Genomic DNA, 20,136 nt, shown 5'->3' on the forward strand with positions numbered 1-20,136 from the left:
AATGCAGACGCCCCGCCGCCCACCGCGGTCGCGGGTCGCGGAAACCTCGGCCATCCGGGAGCATGCATGGCATGGCTGCGCCGAATCGTCCCGAAGACCGTCCCGGCTCCAGTACCGCCGACCCCCAGGCTCCGCGGGTGCTCAAGCTGCGGATCGTCCCGTGGGATGTGATCAGCACGGTTGTGGTATTGGGGTTGCTGCTTTATCTGGTGACCGCAACCAGTTGGCCGTCGCGGCTCTTCGCTTTCACCGACAACGTGTGCCTCTCCGAAGATTGCCCTCCGGTCCCCTACGGCGCCAACTATTACATCTATCCGCTGATGTGGGGCGGCATCGGCGCCGCCATAGCCGCGGCGGTCATCGGCCCGTTCGTGTCCATGGTGAAGGGCTGGTACATGTCCTTCTGGCCGATCATCGCAGTCGGCGTCATGACCGTCACGTCCGTGCTCGGGTATGCGCTGGCCGGCTTCAGCGAACGATATTGGCACTGATCGCCGCATCTGGTTGATCACCGGCGGCAACGTCGGTGAGACCGAAATCACAACGGCCCGCACAAGATTGGACCAGCCCAGTCACCGTCCGGTCACGTTAAGACAAAAAATCCCGGCCGGGTCTGGCGGTTGTCCGATTCTGTTGTCAAAGTGACTGTAGTGACTGGTGTGAATTACGTGGTTTCGGCCAGATGATTCACGCTTCCGAGTGCATGCAGCGCCGGCAGGTCTCGATGTAGCGGCCACCGCGTGAGTCATGCAACGGCGGCTGAGGCGCGAAGTCACCGCGCTGACGCAAGAAGGGCCCGGCAGGGTCCAGGAGGTTGGATCCCCATGAAACGCATCTACGCCTTCGCCATCGGTCTGGCGATGATGGTCAGCCCGATGCCGGCCGTCCCGGGCCTCGCGGCCGCCGACCCCGGCCTGAGGTCGACCGATTATCAGCAGGCCACCGACGTCGTCATCGCCCGCGGTCTCTCGCAACGCGGGGTGCCGTTCTCGTGGGCCGGCGGCGGTGTCACCGGCCCCACTCGCGGCAAGGGTTCCGGCATCTACACCGTCGGGTTCGACGCGTCGGGGCTGATCCAATACGCCTACGCCGGTGCCGGGATCAAGCTCCCGCGTTCCTCCGGCGAGATGTACAAAGTGGGCCAGAAGATCCTGCCGCAGCAGGCACGCAAGGGCGACCTGATCTTCTACGGCCCGGAAGGCACCCAAAGTGTCGCGATGTATCTCGGCAACGGCCAGATGCTGGAGGTCGGCGACGTCGTTCAGGTGTCGCCGGTGCGAAGCAGCGGCATGACTCCCTACCTGGTCCGGATTCTCGGTACCCAGACCGCGCCGGGGCAGCAACTGCCGCCGCAAACACCATTGCCGCAGGCGCCGGTACAGCAGACACCGCCGCCACAGACACCGCTGCAGCAGGCGCCCGCAACCCAGGCACCACTGCAGCAGTTGCCGGCACAGCAGGCACCGCTGCAGCACCTGCCGGCACAGCTAGCGCCCGCGCAGCCGGCCCCGGCGCAGCCTGTACCCACCGGTACCCCCCGGTAACCTTCTGCTCAACGTGGGGCCGGTGGTGGGTTTCGGTAAATTAGCGGTCGATCATGCAGACCCTGGCACCGCCTCCTACACCGACCGCGATGGGGTCGCGGGCGGCGGGCTTTTATCGGCATGATCTCGACGGCTTGCGGGGTATCGCGATTGCGCTGGTCGCCGTATTCCACGTGTGGTTCGGCCGGGTCTCCGGCGGCGTGGACGTGTTCCTGGCGTTGTCCGGCTTCTTCTTCGGCGGGAAGGTACTGCGGGCGGCCCTTGATCCAGCGGTGAAGCTCTCGCCGACAACCGAGGTGTTCAGGCTGGTCCGCCGCCTGGTTCCGGCGCTGGTCGTGGTCCTTGCCGGCTGCGCGTTGCTCACCGTGTTGGTGCAACCGCAGACCCGCTGGGAGACGTTCGCCAACCAGAGCCTGGCCAGCCTGGGCTACTACCAGAACTGGGAACTGGCCAACTCGCAGTCGGACTACCTGCGCGCCGGCGAAGCCGTCAGCCCGCTGCAGCACATCTGGTCTATGTCGGTGCAGGGCCAGTTCTATCTGGCATTCCTGTTCCTGGTTGCCGGGTGTGCGTATGTATTCAGGCGTCCGCTGGGCGCCCGCCTGCGAACGCTGTTCGTCGTGCTGCTCAGCGCGCTCACGGTCGCGTCGTTCGGCTACGCGATTGCCGCCCACCAGGCCAACCAGGCCAACGCGTATTACGACAGCTTCGCGCGGGCGTGGGAGCTGCTCCTGGGGGTGCTCGTTGGTGCGTCGGTGCCCTACATCCGCTGGCCGATGTGGCTGCGCACCGTCACCGCCACTGCCGCGTTGGCGGCGATCTTGTCGTGCGGCGCCCTGATCGACGGCGTCAAGGAGTTCCCCGGCCCCTGGGCGCTGGTGCCCGTCGGCGCAGCGATGCTGATGATCATGGCCGGAGCTAACCGGCAAGCCCTTCCCAGTACCAGCCATCGACTGCCCCTGCCGAATCGGGTGCTGGCCATCGGGCCGCTGGTGACGTTGGGCGCAATGGCCTACTCGCTGTATCTGTGGCATTGGCCGCTGCTCATCTTCTGGCTCTCCTACACCGGCCACCGGCACGCGAACTTCCTCGAGGGCACCGCGGTGCTGCTGGTCTCGGGTTTACTGGCCTACCTGACGCTTCGCCACGTCGAGGACCCGCTGCGGTACCGGGCGTCCGCCGCCACCGCGCAGGCAACTCCCGCCGCGATGCCCTGGCAGCTGCGCTTGCGCCGGCCGACCATCGCGCTGGGATCGATGGTGGTGCTGCTGGGCGTCACGTTGACCGCGACGTCGTTCAGCTGGCGTGAGCATGTCATCGTCGCCCGCGCCTCCGGCAAGGAGCTCAGCGGACTCAGCGCCAACGACTATCCCGGCGCCCGAGCCCTGACCAACCATGCCCGGGTGCCCACCCTGCGGATGCGTCCTACCGTCCTGGAAGTCAAAGAGGACCTGCCGGCGTCCACCCGGGACGGGTGCATCAGCGACTTCGTCAATCCGGCTCTGGTCAACTGCACCTACGGCGACGGGGACGCGCCCCGAACCATCGCGCTGGCCGGCGGGTCGCATGCCGAACACTGGCTGCCGGCGCTGGACCTGCTGGGGCGGCTGCACCACTTCAAAGTGATGACGTACCTCAAGATGGGCTGCCCGCTGTCCACCGAGGAAGTCCCGTTGATCATGGGCAACAACGCCGCGTACCCACAGTGTCGGGAGTGGGTGCAGGCGACCATGGAAAAGCTCGTCGCCGATCGTCCCGATTACGTGTTCACCACGGCTACCCGGCCGTGGAACATCAAGCCCGGCGACGTGATGCCGGCCACCTACATCGGGATCTGGCAAACATTGTCGGACAACAACATTCGCATCCTCGCCGTTCGGGACACCCCGTGGATGGTCAAGGACGGCCAACCGTTCAAACCGGCGGACTGCCTGGCCAAGGGAGGCAATGGGCAATCCTGCGGGATCAAGCGGTCCGACGTGCTCTCCGACTACAACTCCACCCTGGATTTCGTGGCGCAGTTTCCGCTGCTGAAGCCCGTTGACATGTCGGATGCGATATGCCGGCAGGATTTCTGCCGCGCGGTGGAGGGCAATGTGCTGATCTACCGCGACTCTCACCACCTGACCCCGACGTACATGCGAACCATGGCACCCGAGCTGGGGCGACAGATCGCGGCGATCAGCGGCTGGTGGTGATCGGGCGCCGTCCCGATGCGGCGCGAAACAGCCGGACACGAGCGCGAATCACCAAACGGCGCCACACCGAACGCGGCTAAGGTCAAGCCATGTCGCCGAACAACACCGAACGCTCAGGCGGGGCCGGGCCCCCGCTGCGTACCGTGTGGCCGGGCACCCCGTATCCGCTGGGAGCCACCTATGACGGTGCCGGCACCAACTTTTCGGTGTTCTCCGAAATCGCCGAAGGAGTCGAACTGTGCCTGATCGCCGACGACTGTAGCGAAACGCGGATCTCCCTGGACGAGGTCGACGGATACGTCTGGCACGCCTATCTGCCGAACATCATCCCGGGCCAGCGCTATGGGTTTCGGGTCCACGGGCCCTTCGACCCCTCGGCGGGCCATCGTTGTGATCCCAGCAAGCTGCTACTCGACCCGTACGGAAAAGCCTTCGACGGCGACTTCACCTTCGGGCAGGCGCTGTTCTCCTACGACATGAGCGCGGTGGATCCAGAAGGCGATTCGGCCGACCCGGGCATCCCCCCCATGGTTGATTCCCTGGGCTCCACGATGACCAGCGTGGTGATCAACCCGTTCTTCGACTGGGGGTACGACCGGGCACCCGTGACGCCGTACCACGAGACGGTCATCTACGAGGCGCATGTCAAGGGGATGACGCAAACTCACCCCGGCATCCCCGAGCAACTACGGGGCAGCTACGCGGGCCTGGCCCACCCGGTGATCATCGACCACCTCAAGTCGCTGAACGTCACCGCGCTGGAACTGATGCCGGTGCACCAGTTCCTGCACGACTCCCGGCTACTCGACTTAGGGTTGCGAAACTACTGGGGCTACAACACGTTTGGCTTTTTCGCCCCCCATCACCAATATGCGTCGAACCGGCAACCCGGCGGCGCGGTGGCCGAGTTCAAATCGATGGTGCGCAGCCTGCACGACGCCGACATCGAGGTGATCCTGGACGTGGTGTACAACCACACCGCCGAAGGCAACCACCTGGGTCCGACCATCAACTTCCGCGGCATCGACAACGCCGCGTACTACCGGCTCGTCGACACGGACCTGCGGCTGTACAAGGACTACACCGGCACCGGTAACAGCCTCAACGCCCGCCACCCACACGTGCTGCAGCTGATCATGGACTCGCTGCGCTACTGGGTGCTCGAGATGCATGTCGACGGATTCCGCTTCGACCTGGCCGCGACCCTGGCCCGAGAGCTGCACGACGTGGACCGGTTGAGCGCATTCTTCGATCTGGTACAGCAGGATCCGGTGGTCAGCCAGGTCAAGTTGATCGCCGAGCCCTGGGACGTCGGTGAGGGCGGCTACCAGGTCGGCAATTTTCCCGGTTTGTGGACGGAGTGGAACGGGAAGTATCGGGATACTGTGCGCGATTATTGGCGGGGCGAGCCCGCAACCCTGGGCGAGTTCGCCTCCCGGCTGACCGGGTCGTCGGACCTTTACGAGGCGACCGGCCGCCGCCCCAGCGCCAGCATCAACTTCGTCACCGCCCATGACGGCTTCACCCTCAACGACCTGGTGTCCTACAACGAAAAGCACAACGAGGCCAACGGCGAGGCCAATCGCGACGGAGAAAGCCACAACCGGTCGTGGAACTGCGGCGTCGAGGGACCCACCGACGACCCCGACATCACGGCACTGCGCCGCCGCCAGATGCGTAACTTCTGGGCCACCCTGATGCTCAGCCAGGGCACACCGATGATCCTGCACGGCGACGAGATCGGGCGCACCCAGGACGGTAACAACAACGTCTACTGCCAGGACTCCGAATTGTCATGGATGGACTGGACTTTGGTGGACAAGAACTCGGACCTGCTGACCTTCGCGCGCAAGGTGACCACGTTGCGCAAGAACCACCCGGTATTTCGCCGGCGCCGGTTCTTCGAAGGAGAACCGATCCGAAGCGGCGCCGAGGTGCGCGATATCGCCTGGCTGACGCCGGACGGCCAGGAAATGACACACGAGGACTGGGGCAAGAGTTTCCACCAGTGTGTGGCGGTGTTTCTCAACGGCGACGCGATCACCGCGCCCAACGCCCGAGGTGAGCGCGTCGTCGACGATTCATTCCTGTTGTGCTTCAACGCTCACGACGAACCGGTGGAGTTCGTTATGCCCCACGGCGGTTACGCGCAGGAGTGGACCGTGGAGCTCGACACCGACGACCCGGCCGGCCTCAAAGAGGTAGGCAACCAGGTCGTCAACGCCGGAGAGCAGATCTCGCTGCCCGCCCGTTCGCTGCTGGTGCTTCGTAAGACGTTGTGACGCATGCCTTTGCCCATCCTGTCCAGCTACCGGCTGCAACTACGCGGTGCCTCGAGCGGGTTCGCGTTCACCTTCGCCGACGCCGAAAACCTGCTGGACTACTTCGACGACCTCGGGGTATCGCATCTGTACCTGTCCCCGATCATGACCGCGGCCGCGGGGTCCAGCCACGGCTACGACGTCACCGACCCGACCGCGGTGTCCCCAGAGCTTGGCGGTGCAGACGGGCTGGCCAGGTTATCCGAGGCGGCCCGGGCCCGCGGCATCGGTCTGGTCGTCGACATCGTGCCCAACCATGTGGGCATCGACCAGCCCGAGCAGAATGCCTGGTGGTGGGACGTCTTGCGGTACGGTCGTTCGTCGGCCTACGCCAGCTACTTCGACATCGACTGGAATCTCGACGAGGACGGCCGAATCGTGTTGCCGGTTCTGGGCTCCGACGACGACGTCGCCGACCTGAAAGTCGACGGCGACCTGCTGCGGTTGGGCGATCTGGCGCTGCCCATCGCTCCCGGCACCGCGGCGGGCACCGGCCCGGAGGTGCACGACCGCCAGCACTACCGGCTGGTGGGCTGGCGCACCGGGCGATGCGGCTATCGCCGGTTCTTCTCGATCACCTCGCTGGCCGGGCTGCGGCAGGAGGACCGGGCGGTGTTCGACGCCACCCACGCCGAAGTCGCCCACTGGCTTGCCGAGGGACTCGTCGACGGCGTGCGCATCGACCATCCCGACGGCTTGTCGGATCCATCCGGATATCTCGCGTGGTTGCGCGAACTGCTCGGTCCGGACGCCTGGATCGTGATCGAAAAGATCCTGGCCGTCGACGAGGCACTGGAGCCCACGCTGCCTGTGGCGGGCACCACCGGCTACGACGTATTGCGGGACATCGGCGGACTCTTCGTCGATCCCAGCGGAGCCGCGGAGCTCACCGCCTTGGTCGAGTCCGCGGGAGTGAACTATCAGGTGATGCGGGAAATGTTGGCCGCGTTGAAGATCCGTTCGGCCACCGCCACCCTGGCAAGCGAGTTGCGCAGGCTGCGCCGCGCCATCGTGGCCGCGACTTGCGCCGATGATCCGTTGCTGCCCGACGCGGTGGCCGCGCTGCTCACCCATATCGATGTCTACCGCTGCGACTACCCGGGCCTGGCCCCAGTAATGGCCACCGCCTTGGCCGAAACCCAGGCGGCGGCACCGGAATTGGGGCCCGCACTGCAGATCGTCGCCGCGGCACTGGCCCGTGGCGGCGAACCGGCCACCCGGCTGCAGCAACTCTGCGGCGCGGTGACCGCCAAGTCGGTCGAGGACTGCTACTTCTACCGCGACTCCCGGCTGGTTTCACTCAACGAGGTGGGCGGCGAACCGCACCGATTCGGGGTGGGGGCAGCGGAGTTTCATCACCGCGCCGCCACCCGCGCGCGGATGTGGCCGCGCACGATGACGACGCTGACCACCCACGACACCAAACGCGGTGAGGACGTGCGCGCCCGGATCGGCGTGCTCTCGCAGGTTCCGTCGCTGTGGGCCGAGTTCGTCGCCCGCTGGGAGATCCAGGCCCCATCCCCCGACCCGGCGACGGGACAATTCTTGTGGCAGAACATCTTCGGGGTGTGGCCAGTCAACGGCGAGGTGACCGGCGAGCTTCGCAACCGGCTGCACCACTACGCCGAGAAGGCCATTCGGGAAGCGGCCTGGCATACCTCGTGGAACGACCCGAACACCGATTTCGAGGACGCGACACACCGCTGGCTCGATACCGTGCTCGACGGTCCGGTGGCACAGCAACTGACCGGGCTGGTGGCTCAGCTGCACCCGCACGCGGCAAGCGACGCGCTGGGTCAGAAGCTGCTCGCGCTGACCGTACCCGGGATACCCGACATCTACCAGGGCACCGAGCTGTGGGACGACAGCCTGGTCGACCCGGACAACCGTCGACCCGTCGATTACGCCGCCCGCCGCGCCGCACTGAAAGCGTTGGCACACCCTAAAATTCGGGTCGTCGCCACCGCACTTCGGCTACGGCGCTCCCGTCCGGACAGCTTCCTGCACGGCGGCTACGTCCCAGTGCTGGCCGACGGCGACGCCAGTGACCATGTGGTGGCGTTTTGTCGCGGCTGGGAAGGCCAGGACATCCTGGTCGCGGTGACCCGCTGGACCGTGTGGCTGGAGGAAACCGGCTGGGGTAACACCGTGGTGCCGCTACCGGACGGGTCCTGGACCGACAGGCTTTCCGGCGCCACGGCAAGCGGACCGACCTCGGCCGCCGAACTGTTCGCAGACCTGCCCGTCGTCCTGCTGGAGCGCAACCGTGACTGAATTTCGGGTCTGGGCACCCAGACCCGAGCTGGTACGCCTTGACGTCGACGGCCGGGCGCACGCGATGACTCGTTCGGACGACGGGTGGTGGCACGCCGACGTGGATGCGCCACCGCACGCCCGCTACGGATATCTGCTCGACGACGACCCCACCGCGCTGCCCGATCCCCGATCACCGCGGCAACCCGACGGGGTGCATGCGCGCTCGCAATTATGGGACCCGGCCGATGCGAACTGGACCGACGGCGATTGGCCGGGCCGTTCGATCGACGGCACGGTGATCTATGAACTGCACCTGGGTACCTTCACCGGCGCCGGCACATTCGATTCCGCGATCGAAAAGCTGGACTATCTGGTCGATCTCGGGATCGATTTCGTCGAGCTGATGCCGGTCAACTCCTTTGCCGGCACCCACGGCTGGGGATACGACGGCGTGCTGTGGTACAGCGTGCACGAACCCTACGGCGGCCCCGACGGGCTGATCCGGTTCGTCGACGCCTGCCACGCACGCGGTCTGGGGGTCTTGATCGACGCGGTGTTCAACCACCTCGGCCCGTCGGGGAATTACCTGCCTCGGTTCGGTCCCTACCTCTCGTCGGCGAGCAACCCCTGGGGCGAAGGCATCAACATCGCCGACGCCGACTCCGACGAGGTGCGCCGCTACATCATCGGGTGCGCGCTGCGCTGGATGCGCGACTTTCACGCCGACGGGCTGCGGCTGGACGCCGTGCACGCGCTGGTCGACACCACCGCCATCGATATCCTCGAAGAACTTGCCAGCGAAACCGATTGGCTGTCAAAGCAGCTGGGGCGGCCGCTGTCGCTGATCGCCGAAAGCGATCGCAACGATCCGCGGCTGATCACGCCGCGTGATCGCGGCGGCTACGGGCTGACCGCGCAATGGTCCGACGACATCCATCACGCCATCCACACCGCGGTGTCCGGCGAGTGCCAGGGGTACTATGCGGATTTCGGCTCGCTGGCCACGCTGGCACACACCCTGCGGCACGGTTACTTTCACGCCGCCACCTATTCGTCGTTCCGGCACCGCCGCCACGGCCGGCCGTTGGATACCGCGACCATCCCGGCCACCCGGCTGCTCGCCTATACCTGCACCCATGACCAGGTCGGCAACCGCGCCCTCGGAGACCGTCCGTCGCACAATCTGACCGCGGGCCAATTGGCGATCAAAGCCGCATTGGTTCTCGCCTCTCCCTACACCGCAATGCTTTTCATGGGCGAGGAATGGGCGGCGTCGACCCCGTTCCAGTTTTTCAGCTCGCATCCCGAACCGGAGCTGGCCCGGGCCACCGCCGAAGGCCGCAAGGCCGAATTCGCCGAGCACGGCTGGGATGCCGAGGAAATCCCCGACCCCCAGGACCCGCAGACGTTTCAGCGCTCCAAGCTGAAGTGGGATGAGGTCCATGCCGGCGAACACGCCCGCTTGCACCGCTTTTATCGCGATCTGATCGCGTTGCGGCGCAACGAGATTGACCTGATGGATCGCTGGCTGGAGCACCTGATTGTCGACTACGACGAAGACCAGGCCTGGATTGTCATGCGACGCGGCCAGTTCGGCATCGCGTGCAACCTGGGCGCCGAGCCGGTGCCGATGCCCGTCACCGGAGACGTGGTGCTGGCGTGGGGTGAGCCGGCAGTCGATGCCGATCACACCGCGCTGGCAGGCTATTCGGTCGCCATTCTCCGCTGCAGATAACGGCGCGAGCAGGCGCAGAATCGCACTGTTGTGGCCACAACAGTGCGATTCTGCGCCTGCTGGACAACCGGAACCTCACACGCTGCGACGGCCGGTGACGTGCATCGCCTCGGTAATCGAGTCGGCGAGGGGGTCGATCTCGCCGACGGTCAGATCGGCAATGGTGATGCGGATTCCGGGCGGGGTCGCAATCCGAAACCGTGATCCCGGCGCCGCCGCCCAGCCGGTGTTGAGCAGCCGGGTGATCGCCACCGTTTCGTCGGGCACCGGAATCCACACGTTCAGCCCCGATCGGCCATATGCGATAACACCGCGGTCGGCCAGAGCAGCACACAACCGCATGCGGGTATCCGCGTAGCGCCGTTCGGCCTTGCGAATCAGGCGCATCGCCTCCCCGTCCGACCACAGCGTGACAGCTAGATCCTGCAACAGGTGGCTCACCCAGCCCGGCCCGAGCCGCAGCCGCCCCTGCACCCGTTCAACCGTCCGCTGGTCTCCGGCAAGGATGGCCAGGCGCAGGTCGGGGCCGTAGGCCTTCGACGCAGAACGCACGAAAGCCCAGTGGCCGGTTGAGCCGGCCAGGGTGTGCAGCGGCGCCCCCGCGATGCCGGCACAGTGGTCGTCCTCGACGAGTAACACGTCGTCCGATCGGCCCGCCAGCAGATTGCCCAGCGCGGCCGCACGATCCGCGGACAACACCGCCCCGGTCGGGTTCTGCGCACGGGTGGTGACCACCAGCGCCCGCACCCCGCGGCCCAGCGCCCGAGCAAGATCGGCAACCAGCGGCCCGTCGTCGTCGACTCGTACCGGCTCCACGTTAAGCCTCAGTGCCGCAAGTAGATCGAGCAGATTGGCCCAGCCCGGGTCCTCGACGGCAACCCGGTCACCGGGTCGCAGGTGTGCGGTCAGTATCCGCTCGATCCCGTCGAGCGCGCCGCTGGTCACCGCGAGGTGACGGGCCGGAACGCCATCGGCGGTCAGCGCGGCGCGAGCATGGTGTACCAACTCGTCCGACATCGGCGGCTGTCCGTAGAGGACGGGTGGTCCGGGACGAGCACGTAGTCGCGCGGCGGCGATGGGCAACAAAGCGGGGTCCGGGTTTCCGGTAGACAAGTCTCGGGCGCCTTCGGGGACGTCGAGGCCGAGTGTGGACCGGGGGGTGGTGGCCGGGCGGTTCCGCACCCGGGTCCCTCGCCGCCCCGCGGTCTCAACGGCCCCGCGATCACGAAGGATGCGGTAAGCGGCGGCCACCGTGTTGGGATTCACGCCGAGTTGGCCCGCGACGTCGCGGATCGGCGGCAGGGTGTCCCCGGGCGTGAGACTGCCTTGGGAGATGGCTTGTTCGACGCTGGTGGCTATGGATTCGGCACCCGTCCCGGTTATCCTATATTGTGCTGGCACAGTCATAATTATGTACTAGTACGGAATCGGTGGCAATCATATGACCCTTGCATACCAACCAACGCCGCGCACCACTCCCTCTCGGTACCGGGAGCGTGCACGTTACGACAGCGAGACCGTCCACCGCATCCTGGACGAGGCGTTGTTCTGTCATCTCGGCTATGTTCGCGACGGCAGGCCGGCGGTCTTGCCGACCATGCATGTTCGCTACGGCGAGACGCTGTACATCCACGGCTCCACCGGCAGCGGACCAATGCTTGCCGCCAAGGCTGCCGGCCTGCCCGTCTGCCTCACCGTGACCGTCGTCGACGGGCTGGTGCTGGCCCGTTCGGCGATGCACCATTCCTTGAACTATCGCTCGGTGGTCGTGATGGGCACCGCACGTGTGGTTGACGACGACGCCGAGAAGTTGCGTGCCTTGCACGCGCTGCTCGATCACATCCGGCCGGGCCGCGCCGCCGATTGCCGGACCCCCAACATCCGTGAACTGGCCGCCACCGCGGTACTTGCGCTGCAGCTTGTCGAGGTTTCGGCCAAGGTGCGCCACGGCGGACCGGTCGACGATCCGGAAGATCGTGTGCTGCCGCATTGGGCCGGGGTCATCCCGCTGGCCGTGACGGCGGGGACACCGCAACCGGCCGACGATCTCGACCCTGCTACCCCGCTGCCGGACTACCTGACCGCCGCGCGCAGACCCTGAGATACCGGTGCGCTCACCGCATGCGGCTAGCAGAACCCGGCTCGGTGGCGCTCGCACGCCAAGTGCTGTCCCACCATGTCCCGACCAGCACGACGACACTGCCCCAGGCCATGCCCAGGAGCCAGCCGGCCAGCACGTCGCTGATGTAGTGCACTCCCAGATAGATCCGCGAGAACCCGACTATGGTCGACCATCCCATCGCCATAGTCCAGACAATGACTCGCCCGGTCCATGAGGTGATCACCCAGCGGGTCACCAGCCATGCGGAGAGCAAGGTGACTGCGGCGGTGCCCGCCGCGTGCCCGGAGGGAAAGGAGTATCCGCCTTCGGCGATCGCTGCGAAAGGCAGGGCCGGCCGATCGCGGACTACCACTGCCTTCGCAACCAGAACCGCCGCTGCAATGCCACCACCACCGACCACAGCAAGCACCACCGGCCGCCACGACCTGCACCGCCAGACCACAGCGGGGCAGGTCAGCGCGGTGAGCGCCGCCATCCCGACCGGACCGCCCGCAGCGGTGACCACCCGCAGCGTCGCGGTCAACCACAGGTCGCGGTGGGCCGCAAGCCATTTGGCAGCCGGCTGGTCGATCCCCGCGATGCCATCACCCTCGAGGACATCATCGAGCACTTCGGTGAAGCAGACTGCCAGCGCCGTGACCACTGCCGCGCCGATGAGCAGCGCGACACCGGCGACCTCGGACACCGGCAGCCGACGAATCAGCGCCCCTCCCCAGGCGCCGGCCTGCTTGCGTAGCCACGCCACCACGCGGCCGATCACGGCGACGTTGCACGCCCCCGCCCACAGTCCGCGGATCGGCGTCTCGTTCCGGGCGAGCCACGTCGCCAACACCGCCAGTACGACGAGACAACCCACGGTCGCTGCGCTCACCAGACCGAAACCGGGGGTACCGGGTCCAGATGGCTGGCTCATGTTTCGAACCCAACTCGGAACGGGAACGCGACGGCGGTCCGGGCGTCGACCACGCTAGCAATCCATCGGCCCGGGCCGATGTGAGCGACCGGTTACAGCAAGTAGCGGTAGGCCGGCGAACCCGGCTCGAGGGCCTCGATGTGAAGTTGGGTCGCCCGCATCCGGGCCAACAATCCGTCCAAGTCCGCGGCGGATCCCAGCTCGATACCTACCAGCGCTTCGCCAGTCTCCCGGTTGTTGCGCTTGACGTACTCGAACAACGTGATGTCGTCGGTAGGACCGAGCACACTGTCAAGGAACCGGCGCAGCGCACCGGGCTCCTGCGGGAAGTCCACCAGGAAATAGTGCTTGAGGCCCAGGTGCACCAACGAGCGCTCCAGCACCTCGCCATACCGCGACACGTCGTTGTTGCCACCAGAGATCAGGCACACCACGGTGGACCCGGGCTCGATGTCGGCTTCCAGCAAGCCGGCCACCGACAGGGCGCCCGCCGGTTCGGCGATGATGCCCTCGTTCTGATAGAGATCGAGCATCGCGGTACAGACCGCGCCCTCGTCGACGGTGGTGATCGACACCATGTCCCCGGCGGCCGCCAGCGCCGTATACGTCAGGGTTCCGGCCCGGCTGACCGCAGCACCGTCGACGAATTGGTCCACGTGTTCCAGCGTCACCGGCTCGCCCGCGGCCAGCGCGGCCATCATCGCGGCGGCCCCGGCCGGCTCGACGCCCAGCACCGCCGTGGCCGACGTCCGCTCGGCCAGGTAAGTGGTAATCCCGGCGATGCAGCCGCCGCCGCCGACCGGCACCACCACCAGGTCGGGCTCTTCGACGATCGGGCCGAGCTCGGCGAGGATTTCGACGGCGATGGTGCCCTGCCCGGCGATGGTGCGCAGGTCGTCGTACGGGTGTACCAGCGTGGCGCCGGTGCGCCGAACGTCTTCCAGCGCCGCTGCGGCGGCCAGGTCATAGGTCGCCCCACCCACGATCAACTCGATGAACTCCCCGCCGTGATAGCGGATCCGGTCTCGCTTTTGTTTGGGTGTCTTCGCCGGGACGTAGACGCGGCCGCGCACACCCAGTGACCGGCAGGCGAAAGCGAAGCCCTGCGCATGGTTACCGGCCGAGCAGCACACTACGCCGGCGGCCAGTTCCTCATCGGTCAGTTGCACCAGCAGGTTGTAGGCCCCGCGCAGCTTATAGGAGCGCACCACCTGCAGGTCTTCGCGCTTCAGGTAGACCGTCGCACCGGTGACAGCCGACAACCGGTCACTTCGCTGCAACGGCGTCGGTGTAATGACCGGGGCAATCCGCTTCGCCGCACTGTCGATGTCAGCCGCGGACAGCAGCGGTGAGCTGCTCGGGCTCTGGCTCAGTTCAGCGGACACCGATCAATGGTGCCATGCCACCTGCCGCTCAACTCAGCTCACCGGTGTCAGCACGAACACCGGGATCTGGCGGTCGGTCTTTTTCTGATATTCGGCGTAGTCCGGCCAGGCCTGCACGGCCCTGTCCCACCACGTAGCCTTCTCGTCGCCGAATACCTCACGGGCCTCGTAGTCGCCCGTGATGGTGCCATCGCGAAGCTCGACCCGCGAGTTCTTCTTGATGTTGTAGTACCACACCGGGTTCTGCGCGGCACCGCCCAACGAGGCGACGATTGCGTACTCGCCGTTATGCTCCACGCGCATCAGCGGCGTCTTGCGGAGTTTGCCGGTTTTGGCCCCGACGGTGGTCAGCAGCACGACGGGTTTGCCCTGCAGTTCTGTGCCTTCGGTCCCGCCTGACTCCGAGTACTTGTCGGCCTGTTCGCGCGACCAGTCGAGCGGGCTGGGCGCGTATTCACCATGTAGCGGCATAAGCACACTCTAGAGAGGCTGCCCGTCTGGTCGCTGTCGACACCGACGCCGGCAAACTTCGGTTAGCCGAAACCAAAGTGACTGTTATGCTGAATTTATGACCACAGCCGAACGATTGCGCTCGTTCGCCGCCCCGAATAATACGGACGTGCTGATCGCGGGTGTGCCCTGGCCGCGGCACAAGTTGTTCGCCGTGATCGCCGGGTTCATCGCCCTGGTAGTGCTCGGGGTGCTGACAACCAGCGCAGCCGCGTCCGTGCTGGGCGCCACCGCCGTCGGAATCGTGGTCGGACTGGTGTTGAAGGTGCTGATGCCGGCCCAGCGGTAACCGCGGTTCACCGCGTTCTGGCCAACTCGGCGATCGTGTTCACCCTCTGTATTGCCGTCGCAAGCTCGTCGGCGAACTGGCGGCGGCGCCGGCCAATGTCCGCGCTGTCGGAGTAGTCGGCCTCGTCCACGAGCTCGCGATGGCGAGCCAGTCGAAGTGCGGTCTTGAAAAGCTCCATCGACCTTGACTCGGCATTGGCGATTCTGCGCTGTAATTCCCACTGCTTGCCCACCTGCAGACACTCGGCAAGAAACGCCTGCTCGTCGAACACATCGTCTTCGCAGGCCGCCAGCCGGTCGGCAACGATGTGATAGGCGTCCAGGAAGGGCCGCAACACCAGATGCGCCAGCAGCAGATCGGCCGACTCCAGCAACCGCCGCACCTGCTCCGCGGTGGCCGCCTTGGTGGTGTCTTCCACCGGCCCGATCAGCCGTACTTCATCGGCGAGGTCCTTCTCGAACTGCGCCCGCGCCGCGAACAGGAACTCGAATTTCAGCAGCTCGCGAAGCCGCAGCGCCTCGTCGCGCACGGTAGCCGGTAACACCGAACCATTCCCGGAACGTTCGGAGATCTCCGCGGCCGCCAACAACGCCATCTCTGCGATGGCACGGTCGACAAAGATGTGGATTGCGGTGTTGCGATAGAACGCGGCGACGAGGTGCTGGTCCTCGCCGATGCCCCACACCGCTTCGGTACCGGCTTCGTAGACGCGGACCACCCCCGACGCCACCATCTGGTGCAGCGCCCATCGGATCGTGGAGCGATTCGTCAGGTCCGCCGCGCCGGCCACCGACCAGTGGCGCGCCGCGATGTAGCTGGCCAGCGGGTGCACCGTGGCCAGCACCTCGCTGATGGACAGCGACCGGTCGGCACCCAGCAGCGCCAGACTGACCACCGCGGTGGGCGTGACCGGCGTGGCACGGTTGATGCGGTGCTCCACGTCGAGGGCAATGCGTTCGATCTCGGTCCCGGTCCCCGAGTCGTCGGCCCGCAACTCCTCGAGGCGTTTGCGCAGCGGCAGCGGCTCGCCGAAGTCCAGGTAGGCCCGGCCGAGCCGTTCACCCTGCTGGCGCGCGAGCCGGATCAGGAAGCGCAGGTCTTCCGGTGGTTTCACCGCACCATAGGCCTCGGTGGTCATGGCCTCCACCTCGTGCAGCTGGTCGTACACGATGGATGTCGGCACCAAATACACCTCCGGACCGTCGATTTCGTCGACGGCGTCGGCGATGTAGCGCAAGATCCCGAACACCGGAGGGCGAAGTTTGCCGGTCCGGGTCCGGCCTCCCTCGATCGACCAGGTCAGGTTGGCATGATTTTGCACCAGCTGCGCGGCGTAGGCGCGCAGCACGAACCGGTAAACGGGAATGTCTTTGGTCTGGCGCCGGATGAAGATGGCGCCGGTGCGCTTGGCCCATGCACCCATCGGGAAGAAGTTCAAGTTCGCGCCGCCGAAGGTCAGCGCCGGTGATAGCCGATTGGCCAGGATCACCTCGGGTAGCAGTAGGCCGTCCAGGTACGAGCGATGCGAGAACGCGAACGCCAGGGTCGCTCGGCGATCCAGCTTGCGCAGCGCGGCGATCTGGTCCTCGTCGACCAGCACGTCGTAGGCCCGCATGAGCCAGCGGCTGAAACCGCGCCACGCCTCCACGGCCCGCTCGTCGAGCGAGGCCGCCATCTCCCGCAGGTAGCCCGCGGCCTCGGCGCGCACGCTGTCGGGATCACGTCCGAGCTCGTTGGCCAGCTGAGCCAGGCGTTCGTCATACCACGGGGTGCCCAGCAACTGGACGACCTCGGCCGGATCGGTCGACAACGGCGTGATCGATTCGTCGACAATTCCGGTGCGCTGCAGCAGCTTTCGCACCGCAACCCGACCGACTTCGCGTGCCGTCACCGCCGCTCCCCCAGTGCTGCCGGTTGCGCGGTCGCCGCGACGGCGGGTTCGTGGACGTCGGGTCCCGGCTTAGCCGCGTAGAGTTCCTCGATCTCGGCGGTGTACTTGGCGAGAATCGGGCGGCGCTTGAGCTTCATGGTCAGCGTGATCTCGTCCCCGCCGGGTTCCCACAAGGTGGGCAGTACCCGGAACCGCTTGATCTGCTCCACGCGGGAAAGTTTGGTGTTGCCTTCGGCCACGCCGGCCGCGATCCGGGCGATCACTTCGGGGTCGGCGGCCAGCGCCGCGGGCGAGGCGTCGGCCAGTCCGTGCTGAGCGGCGTACGGACCGACCGAGTCGGCGTCGAAGACCAGCAGCGCGGTGTTGTAGGGGCGCCCGTCGCCGATCGCGATCATCACGCCGACCATCGGGCAGGCGGCCAGGATGGTGTTCTCGATGTTGGCCGGCGACATGTTCTTTCCCGCCGCGTTGATGATCAACTCCTTCTTCCGGTCGACCACCCGCAGATAGCCGTGCTCGTCGACGTCGAATATGTCGCCGGTGTGCAGCCAACCGTCGGCATCGATGGCCGCCGCGGTCTTCTCCGGCTCCTTGCGGTAACCCTTCATCACCAGCGGACCGCGGACCAGATATTCACCGTCCTCGGCGATCTTGCCCTCCAGCCCGGGCAGCAGCTTGCCGACGCTGCCCAGCCGCGCGTCGCGGGAGTGACACGCGGTGGCCGCACAGCTCAGCTCGGACATCCCCCAAATCTCGGCGATCGGGATGCCGATGCCGGCGAAGAAACCCAGCGTCTCCTTCGGGATGGGCGCGGCGCCCGAAATCGCCCACCGAAGCTCTCCGAAGCCGAGCCGCTCACGAAGCTTCGACAACACCAGCTCGTCGGCCTTGGCCCATTCGACGGCTAGCTCATCGGGAATCGGCATACCGGCGAGCACCGCTTCCGAGCGTCTGGCGGCCACCGACATCGCCCACTGCAGTGCCTGCCGCTTCACCTCGTCGGTCTCGTGGCTGACCGTGAATTCGATTCCGGCCTTGAGTTTTTCCCACACCCGGGGCACCGCGCCCCACACGGTGGGCCGCACGTCGGGCAACGCCGCCGCGATAGCGCGACCATCGGAAACCACCGTGACCTGGGTGCCGAACATCTCCTGGAGGTACAGCCCGGTCATCCGGTCGGCGATATGCGCCGACGGCAGAAACGACGTGACCCGGTCACCGAACTCGATTCCGAGCACGTCGTCGATGGCGTAGCCCTCGAACAGCAGGTTGGTGTGCGTCATCTCCACACCCTTGGGGTTCCCGGTGGTTCCGGATGTGTAGATGAGGGTGACGACGTCGTCGGGCCGGACCGCGCGCCACGCCGCCTCGAAGTCGAAATCAGCTGGCGCGGCCGCATAGAGCTCGGCGACCGAGATGGTGCCTTCCGGCGCGCCGTCAATGCAGACGATGTAGTCGATGGGGGCACCGCTGGCACGGATGCGGTCGACGTATTGCTCCTCGCAGAGCACCACCTTGGTGCCGGCGTTGGCGAACACGTAGGTCAGCTGCTCGGCGGGCAACGTGTTATAGACCGAAAACGACGTGGCGCCAACGTGTTGGGCGCCCACCTCCAGCGGATAGAACTCGATGCGGTTGGCCATCATCAGCGATACCGTGTCGCCGCGTCGTACGCCTAAACGCGCTAGGCCGGCCGCAGCCCGTCGCACCTGCGCGGCGTACTCGCGCCAGGTCAGCGTCTGGGCGCCACCGGGGGTCCGCAGTGCCACCGCGTCTGGGTCGATCACCGCGATGCGCTGGAATGCCTGGCACAGGGTGGTCGGACGCTCGGTTATGGTCATTTCCGTTCTCCTTGGCGCCAGATCAGCACTGCCCACATCACACCGGTGAGCGTACGTCCGCGATTATCAGGCGCGGAATACCCCGGCGTGCCTCGCCTACTTTGAGCGCGTGGCCGGTGGTGGTGGCTCACCTACTTTGAGCGCGTGGCCCGGAAGGCTTGCCCGATGTGGAAGGCAAGATCGATATGGCCGCGAGACGGCAGGTAACCAACAAGCTGCGGACCCAGTACGGCAGGGCATCGAAGGCGGAAAAGACCAAGATTCTGGATCGGGTGGTGGCCACCACGGGGATGGGCCGCTCGACGGCACGGCGGATGCTGACCGGCCCGAGACTGCCGGACCCGGCCGAGCAGGTCGATGGGCGCACGCTGCGGGCGCGGACCTTCAGCGACGACGCCCGCGCGCTGTTGGAGCACGTGTGGGCGTTGATGGGCATGCCGTGTGGCGAGTATCTGGTGGTCATGCTCGGCGCCTGTGGTTGCCGTTGCTGGCCGAGGCCGGTGATCTTGACCGGCCGTTCGCCACCGAACAGGCAACTGTGCTTCCCCCGGTTTCTCGGAGACTTCCGAACCAGGTTTGATCTTGAGAGCCTGGAGGAAGGAAGTGTGCAGTGGCAGCGAACAGGAAGTATCCGGCCGAGCTGCGTGAACGCGCGGTGCGGTTGTATCGGGAGTCTGATCCAAAGCCGGTGATCGCACAGCTGGCGCGGCAGCTCAATGTTCATCCCGAGGCCTTGCGGAACTGGATCCGCCAAGACGAGGCCGACCGCGGCGAGCGAGACGACCGGCCGACGACGGCGATGATCGAGGAGAATCGGCGACTGCGCGCGGAGGTCAAGGATCTTCGGGCCGTCAACAACGTGTTGAGGGCGGCGAGTGCCTATTTCGCCCAGGAGATCGGCCCAACCCGGAGGTGGTCATGAATTTCATTGATGCCCATGACTTCTCGGTCGATCTCGTATTGCGGGTCCTAGGTGTGGCGGCATCGACTTACTACGGGTGGCGGGCCCGGCGGGCTCAGCCGAGCCTACGGGCCCGCCGGGACGCCGAGCTGCTTGTGCTGATCGACGAGATCCGCGGCCAAAGCGAGTTCGCGGCCACCTACGGCTCGCCTCGGGTATGGCTGGAGCTG

Annotated in this window: 15 protein-coding genes and 2 pseudogenes; 11 read left to right on the forward strand and 6 right to left on the reverse strand. The window is 66.3% G+C overall.

What is annotated here, in order from left to right; genetic code table 11:
* Nucleotides 1-71 precede the first annotated feature (71 nt).
* The 6 genes from CDN38_RS01215 (at nt 72) to treZ (ending at nt 10,054) form a co-directional block, all read left to right on the forward strand.
* Entirely contained in the window at nt 72-491 is a 420-nt protein-coding gene (locus CDN38_RS01215) for a hypothetical protein (RefSeq protein ID WP_075511351.1), read from the forward strand.
* Between the two features lie 333 nt (nt 492-824).
* Complete coding sequence (gene ripD / locus CDN38_RS01220; protein WP_099318745.1) at nt 825-1,544, forward strand: NlpC/P60 family peptidoglycan-binding protein RipD; 720 nt, start codon at nt 825-827, stop codon at nt 1,542-1,544.
* A gap of 53 nt (nt 1,545-1,597) precedes the next feature.
* Nucleotides 1,598-3,742 (forward strand): acetyltransferase SucT, encoded by a 2,145-nt coding sequence (gene sucT / locus CDN38_RS01225; RefSeq protein WP_075511312.1) that lies wholly within the window; start codon nt 1,598-1,600, stop codon nt 3,740-3,742.
* A gap of 89 nt (nt 3,743-3,831) precedes the next feature.
* Nucleotides 3,832-6,024 carry a glycogen debranching protein GlgX gene (gene glgX / locus CDN38_RS01230; protein WP_075511311.1) on the forward strand — a complete coding sequence of 731 codons (2,193 nt, stop codon included), beginning with the start codon at nt 3,832-3,834 and terminating at the stop codon, nt 6,022-6,024.
* Between the two features lie 3 nt (nt 6,025-6,027).
* Nucleotides 6,028-8,337 (forward strand): malto-oligosyltrehalose synthase, encoded by a 2,310-nt coding sequence (gene treY, locus CDN38_RS01235; RefSeq protein ID WP_075511310.1) that lies wholly within the window; start codon nt 6,028-6,030, stop codon nt 8,335-8,337.
* Nucleotides 8,330-10,054, forward strand: a complete 1,725-nt coding sequence (gene treZ / locus CDN38_RS01240) for a malto-oligosyltrehalose trehalohydrolase (RefSeq protein ID WP_075511309.1) — start codon at nt 8,330-8,332, stop codon at nt 10,052-10,054. The genes treY and treZ overlap by 8 nt, the downstream gene beginning before the upstream one ends.
* A 75-nt stretch (nt 10,055-10,129) precedes the next feature.
* Here treZ and CDN38_RS01245 read toward each other — a convergent pair whose 3' ends face one another.
* Nucleotides 10,130-11,455 carry an aminotransferase class I/II-fold pyridoxal phosphate-dependent enzyme gene (locus CDN38_RS01245; RefSeq protein ID WP_075511350.1) on the reverse strand — a complete coding sequence of 442 codons (1,326 nt, stop codon included), beginning with the start codon at nt 11,453-11,455 and terminating at the stop codon, nt 10,130-10,132.
* A gap of 40 nt (nt 11,456-11,495) precedes the next feature.
* Between CDN38_RS01245 and CDN38_RS01250 the strand changes: the two genes are divergently transcribed.
* Nucleotides 11,496-12,155 carry a pyridoxamine 5'-phosphate oxidase family protein gene (locus tag CDN38_RS01250; RefSeq protein ID WP_075511308.1) on the forward strand — a complete coding sequence of 220 codons (660 nt, stop codon included), beginning with the start codon at nt 11,496-11,498 and terminating at the stop codon, nt 12,153-12,155.
* A 13-nt stretch (nt 12,156-12,168) separates the two neighbouring features.
* Here the strand turns inward: CDN38_RS01250 and CDN38_RS01255 are convergent, their stop codons facing one another.
* The 3 genes from CDN38_RS01255 to CDN38_RS01265 all read right to left on the reverse strand — a co-directional run bounded on the left by CDN38_RS01255 (nt 12,169) and on the right by CDN38_RS01265 (nt 14,945).
* Nucleotides 12,169-13,089: a phosphatase PAP2 family protein gene (locus tag CDN38_RS01255; protein WP_075511307.1), complete on the reverse strand. Its 921-nt coding sequence runs from the start codon at nt 13,087-13,089 to the stop codon at nt 12,169-12,171.
* Between the two features lie 92 nt (nt 13,090-13,181).
* Complete coding sequence (gene ilvA / locus CDN38_RS01260) at nt 13,182-14,474, reverse strand: threonine ammonia-lyase (RefSeq protein ID WP_075511306.1); 1,293 nt, start codon at nt 14,472-14,474, stop codon at nt 13,182-13,184.
* Between the two features lie 33 nt (nt 14,475-14,507).
* A complete protein-coding gene (locus CDN38_RS01265; RefSeq protein WP_075511349.1) occupies nt 14,508-14,945 on the reverse strand; it encodes a nitroreductase family deazaflavin-dependent oxidoreductase in 438 nt (145 codons plus the stop codon).
* Nucleotides 14,946-15,042: 97 nt separating this feature from the next.
* Between CDN38_RS01265 and CDN38_RS01270 the strand changes: the two genes are divergently transcribed.
* Nucleotides 15,043-15,273, forward strand: coding sequence for a hypothetical protein (locus CDN38_RS01270; protein ID WP_075511305.1), 231 nt, complete (start codon nt 15,043-15,045; stop codon nt 15,271-15,273).
* 7 nt (nt 15,274-15,280) lie between these two features.
* Here CDN38_RS01270 and CDN38_RS01275 read toward each other — a convergent pair whose 3' ends face one another.
* Together CDN38_RS01275 and fadD11 are read right to left on the reverse strand one after the other, a co-directional pair.
* Nucleotides 15,281-17,164 carry a lysophospholipid acyltransferase gene (locus CDN38_RS01275; protein ID WP_075511304.1) on the reverse strand — a complete coding sequence of 628 codons (1,884 nt, stop codon included), beginning with the start codon at nt 17,162-17,164 and terminating at the stop codon, nt 15,281-15,283.
* The gene (gene fadD11, locus CDN38_RS01280; RefSeq protein ID WP_075511303.1) at nt 17,161-19,005 is read right to left on the reverse strand and encodes a fatty acid--CoA ligase FadD11; all 1,845 of its coding nucleotides are present in this window, start codon (nt 19,003-19,005) and stop codon (nt 17,161-17,163) included. The genes CDN38_RS01275 and fadD11 overlap by 4 nt, the downstream gene beginning before the upstream one ends.
* Nucleotides 19,006-19,295: 290 nt before the next feature.
* Between fadD11 and CDN38_RS01285 the strand changes: the two are divergent.
* The 3 genes and pseudogenes from CDN38_RS01285 to CDN38_RS29165 all read left to right on the forward strand — a co-directional run.
* Nucleotides 19,296-19,564, forward strand: a pseudogene (locus tag CDN38_RS01285) (integrase catalytic domain-containing protein); the annotation flags it as partial.
* Nucleotides 19,565-19,615: 51 nt separating this feature from the next.
* A complete protein-coding gene (locus CDN38_RS01290; protein WP_075509940.1) occupies nt 19,616-19,927 on the forward strand; it encodes a transposase in 312 nt (103 codons plus the stop codon).
* Nucleotides 19,924-20,136: pseudogene (locus CDN38_RS29165) on the forward strand (IS3-like element ISBvi3 family transposase); the annotation flags it as partial. The gene CDN38_RS01290 and the pseudogene CDN38_RS29165, both read left to right, overlap by 4 nt.

Origin of the sequence: Mycobacterium ostraviense (genome assembly GCF_002705925.1) — a bacterium.
Classification (GTDB): Bacteria; Actinomycetota; Actinomycetes; order Mycobacteriales; family Mycobacteriaceae; genus Mycobacterium; species Mycobacterium ostraviense.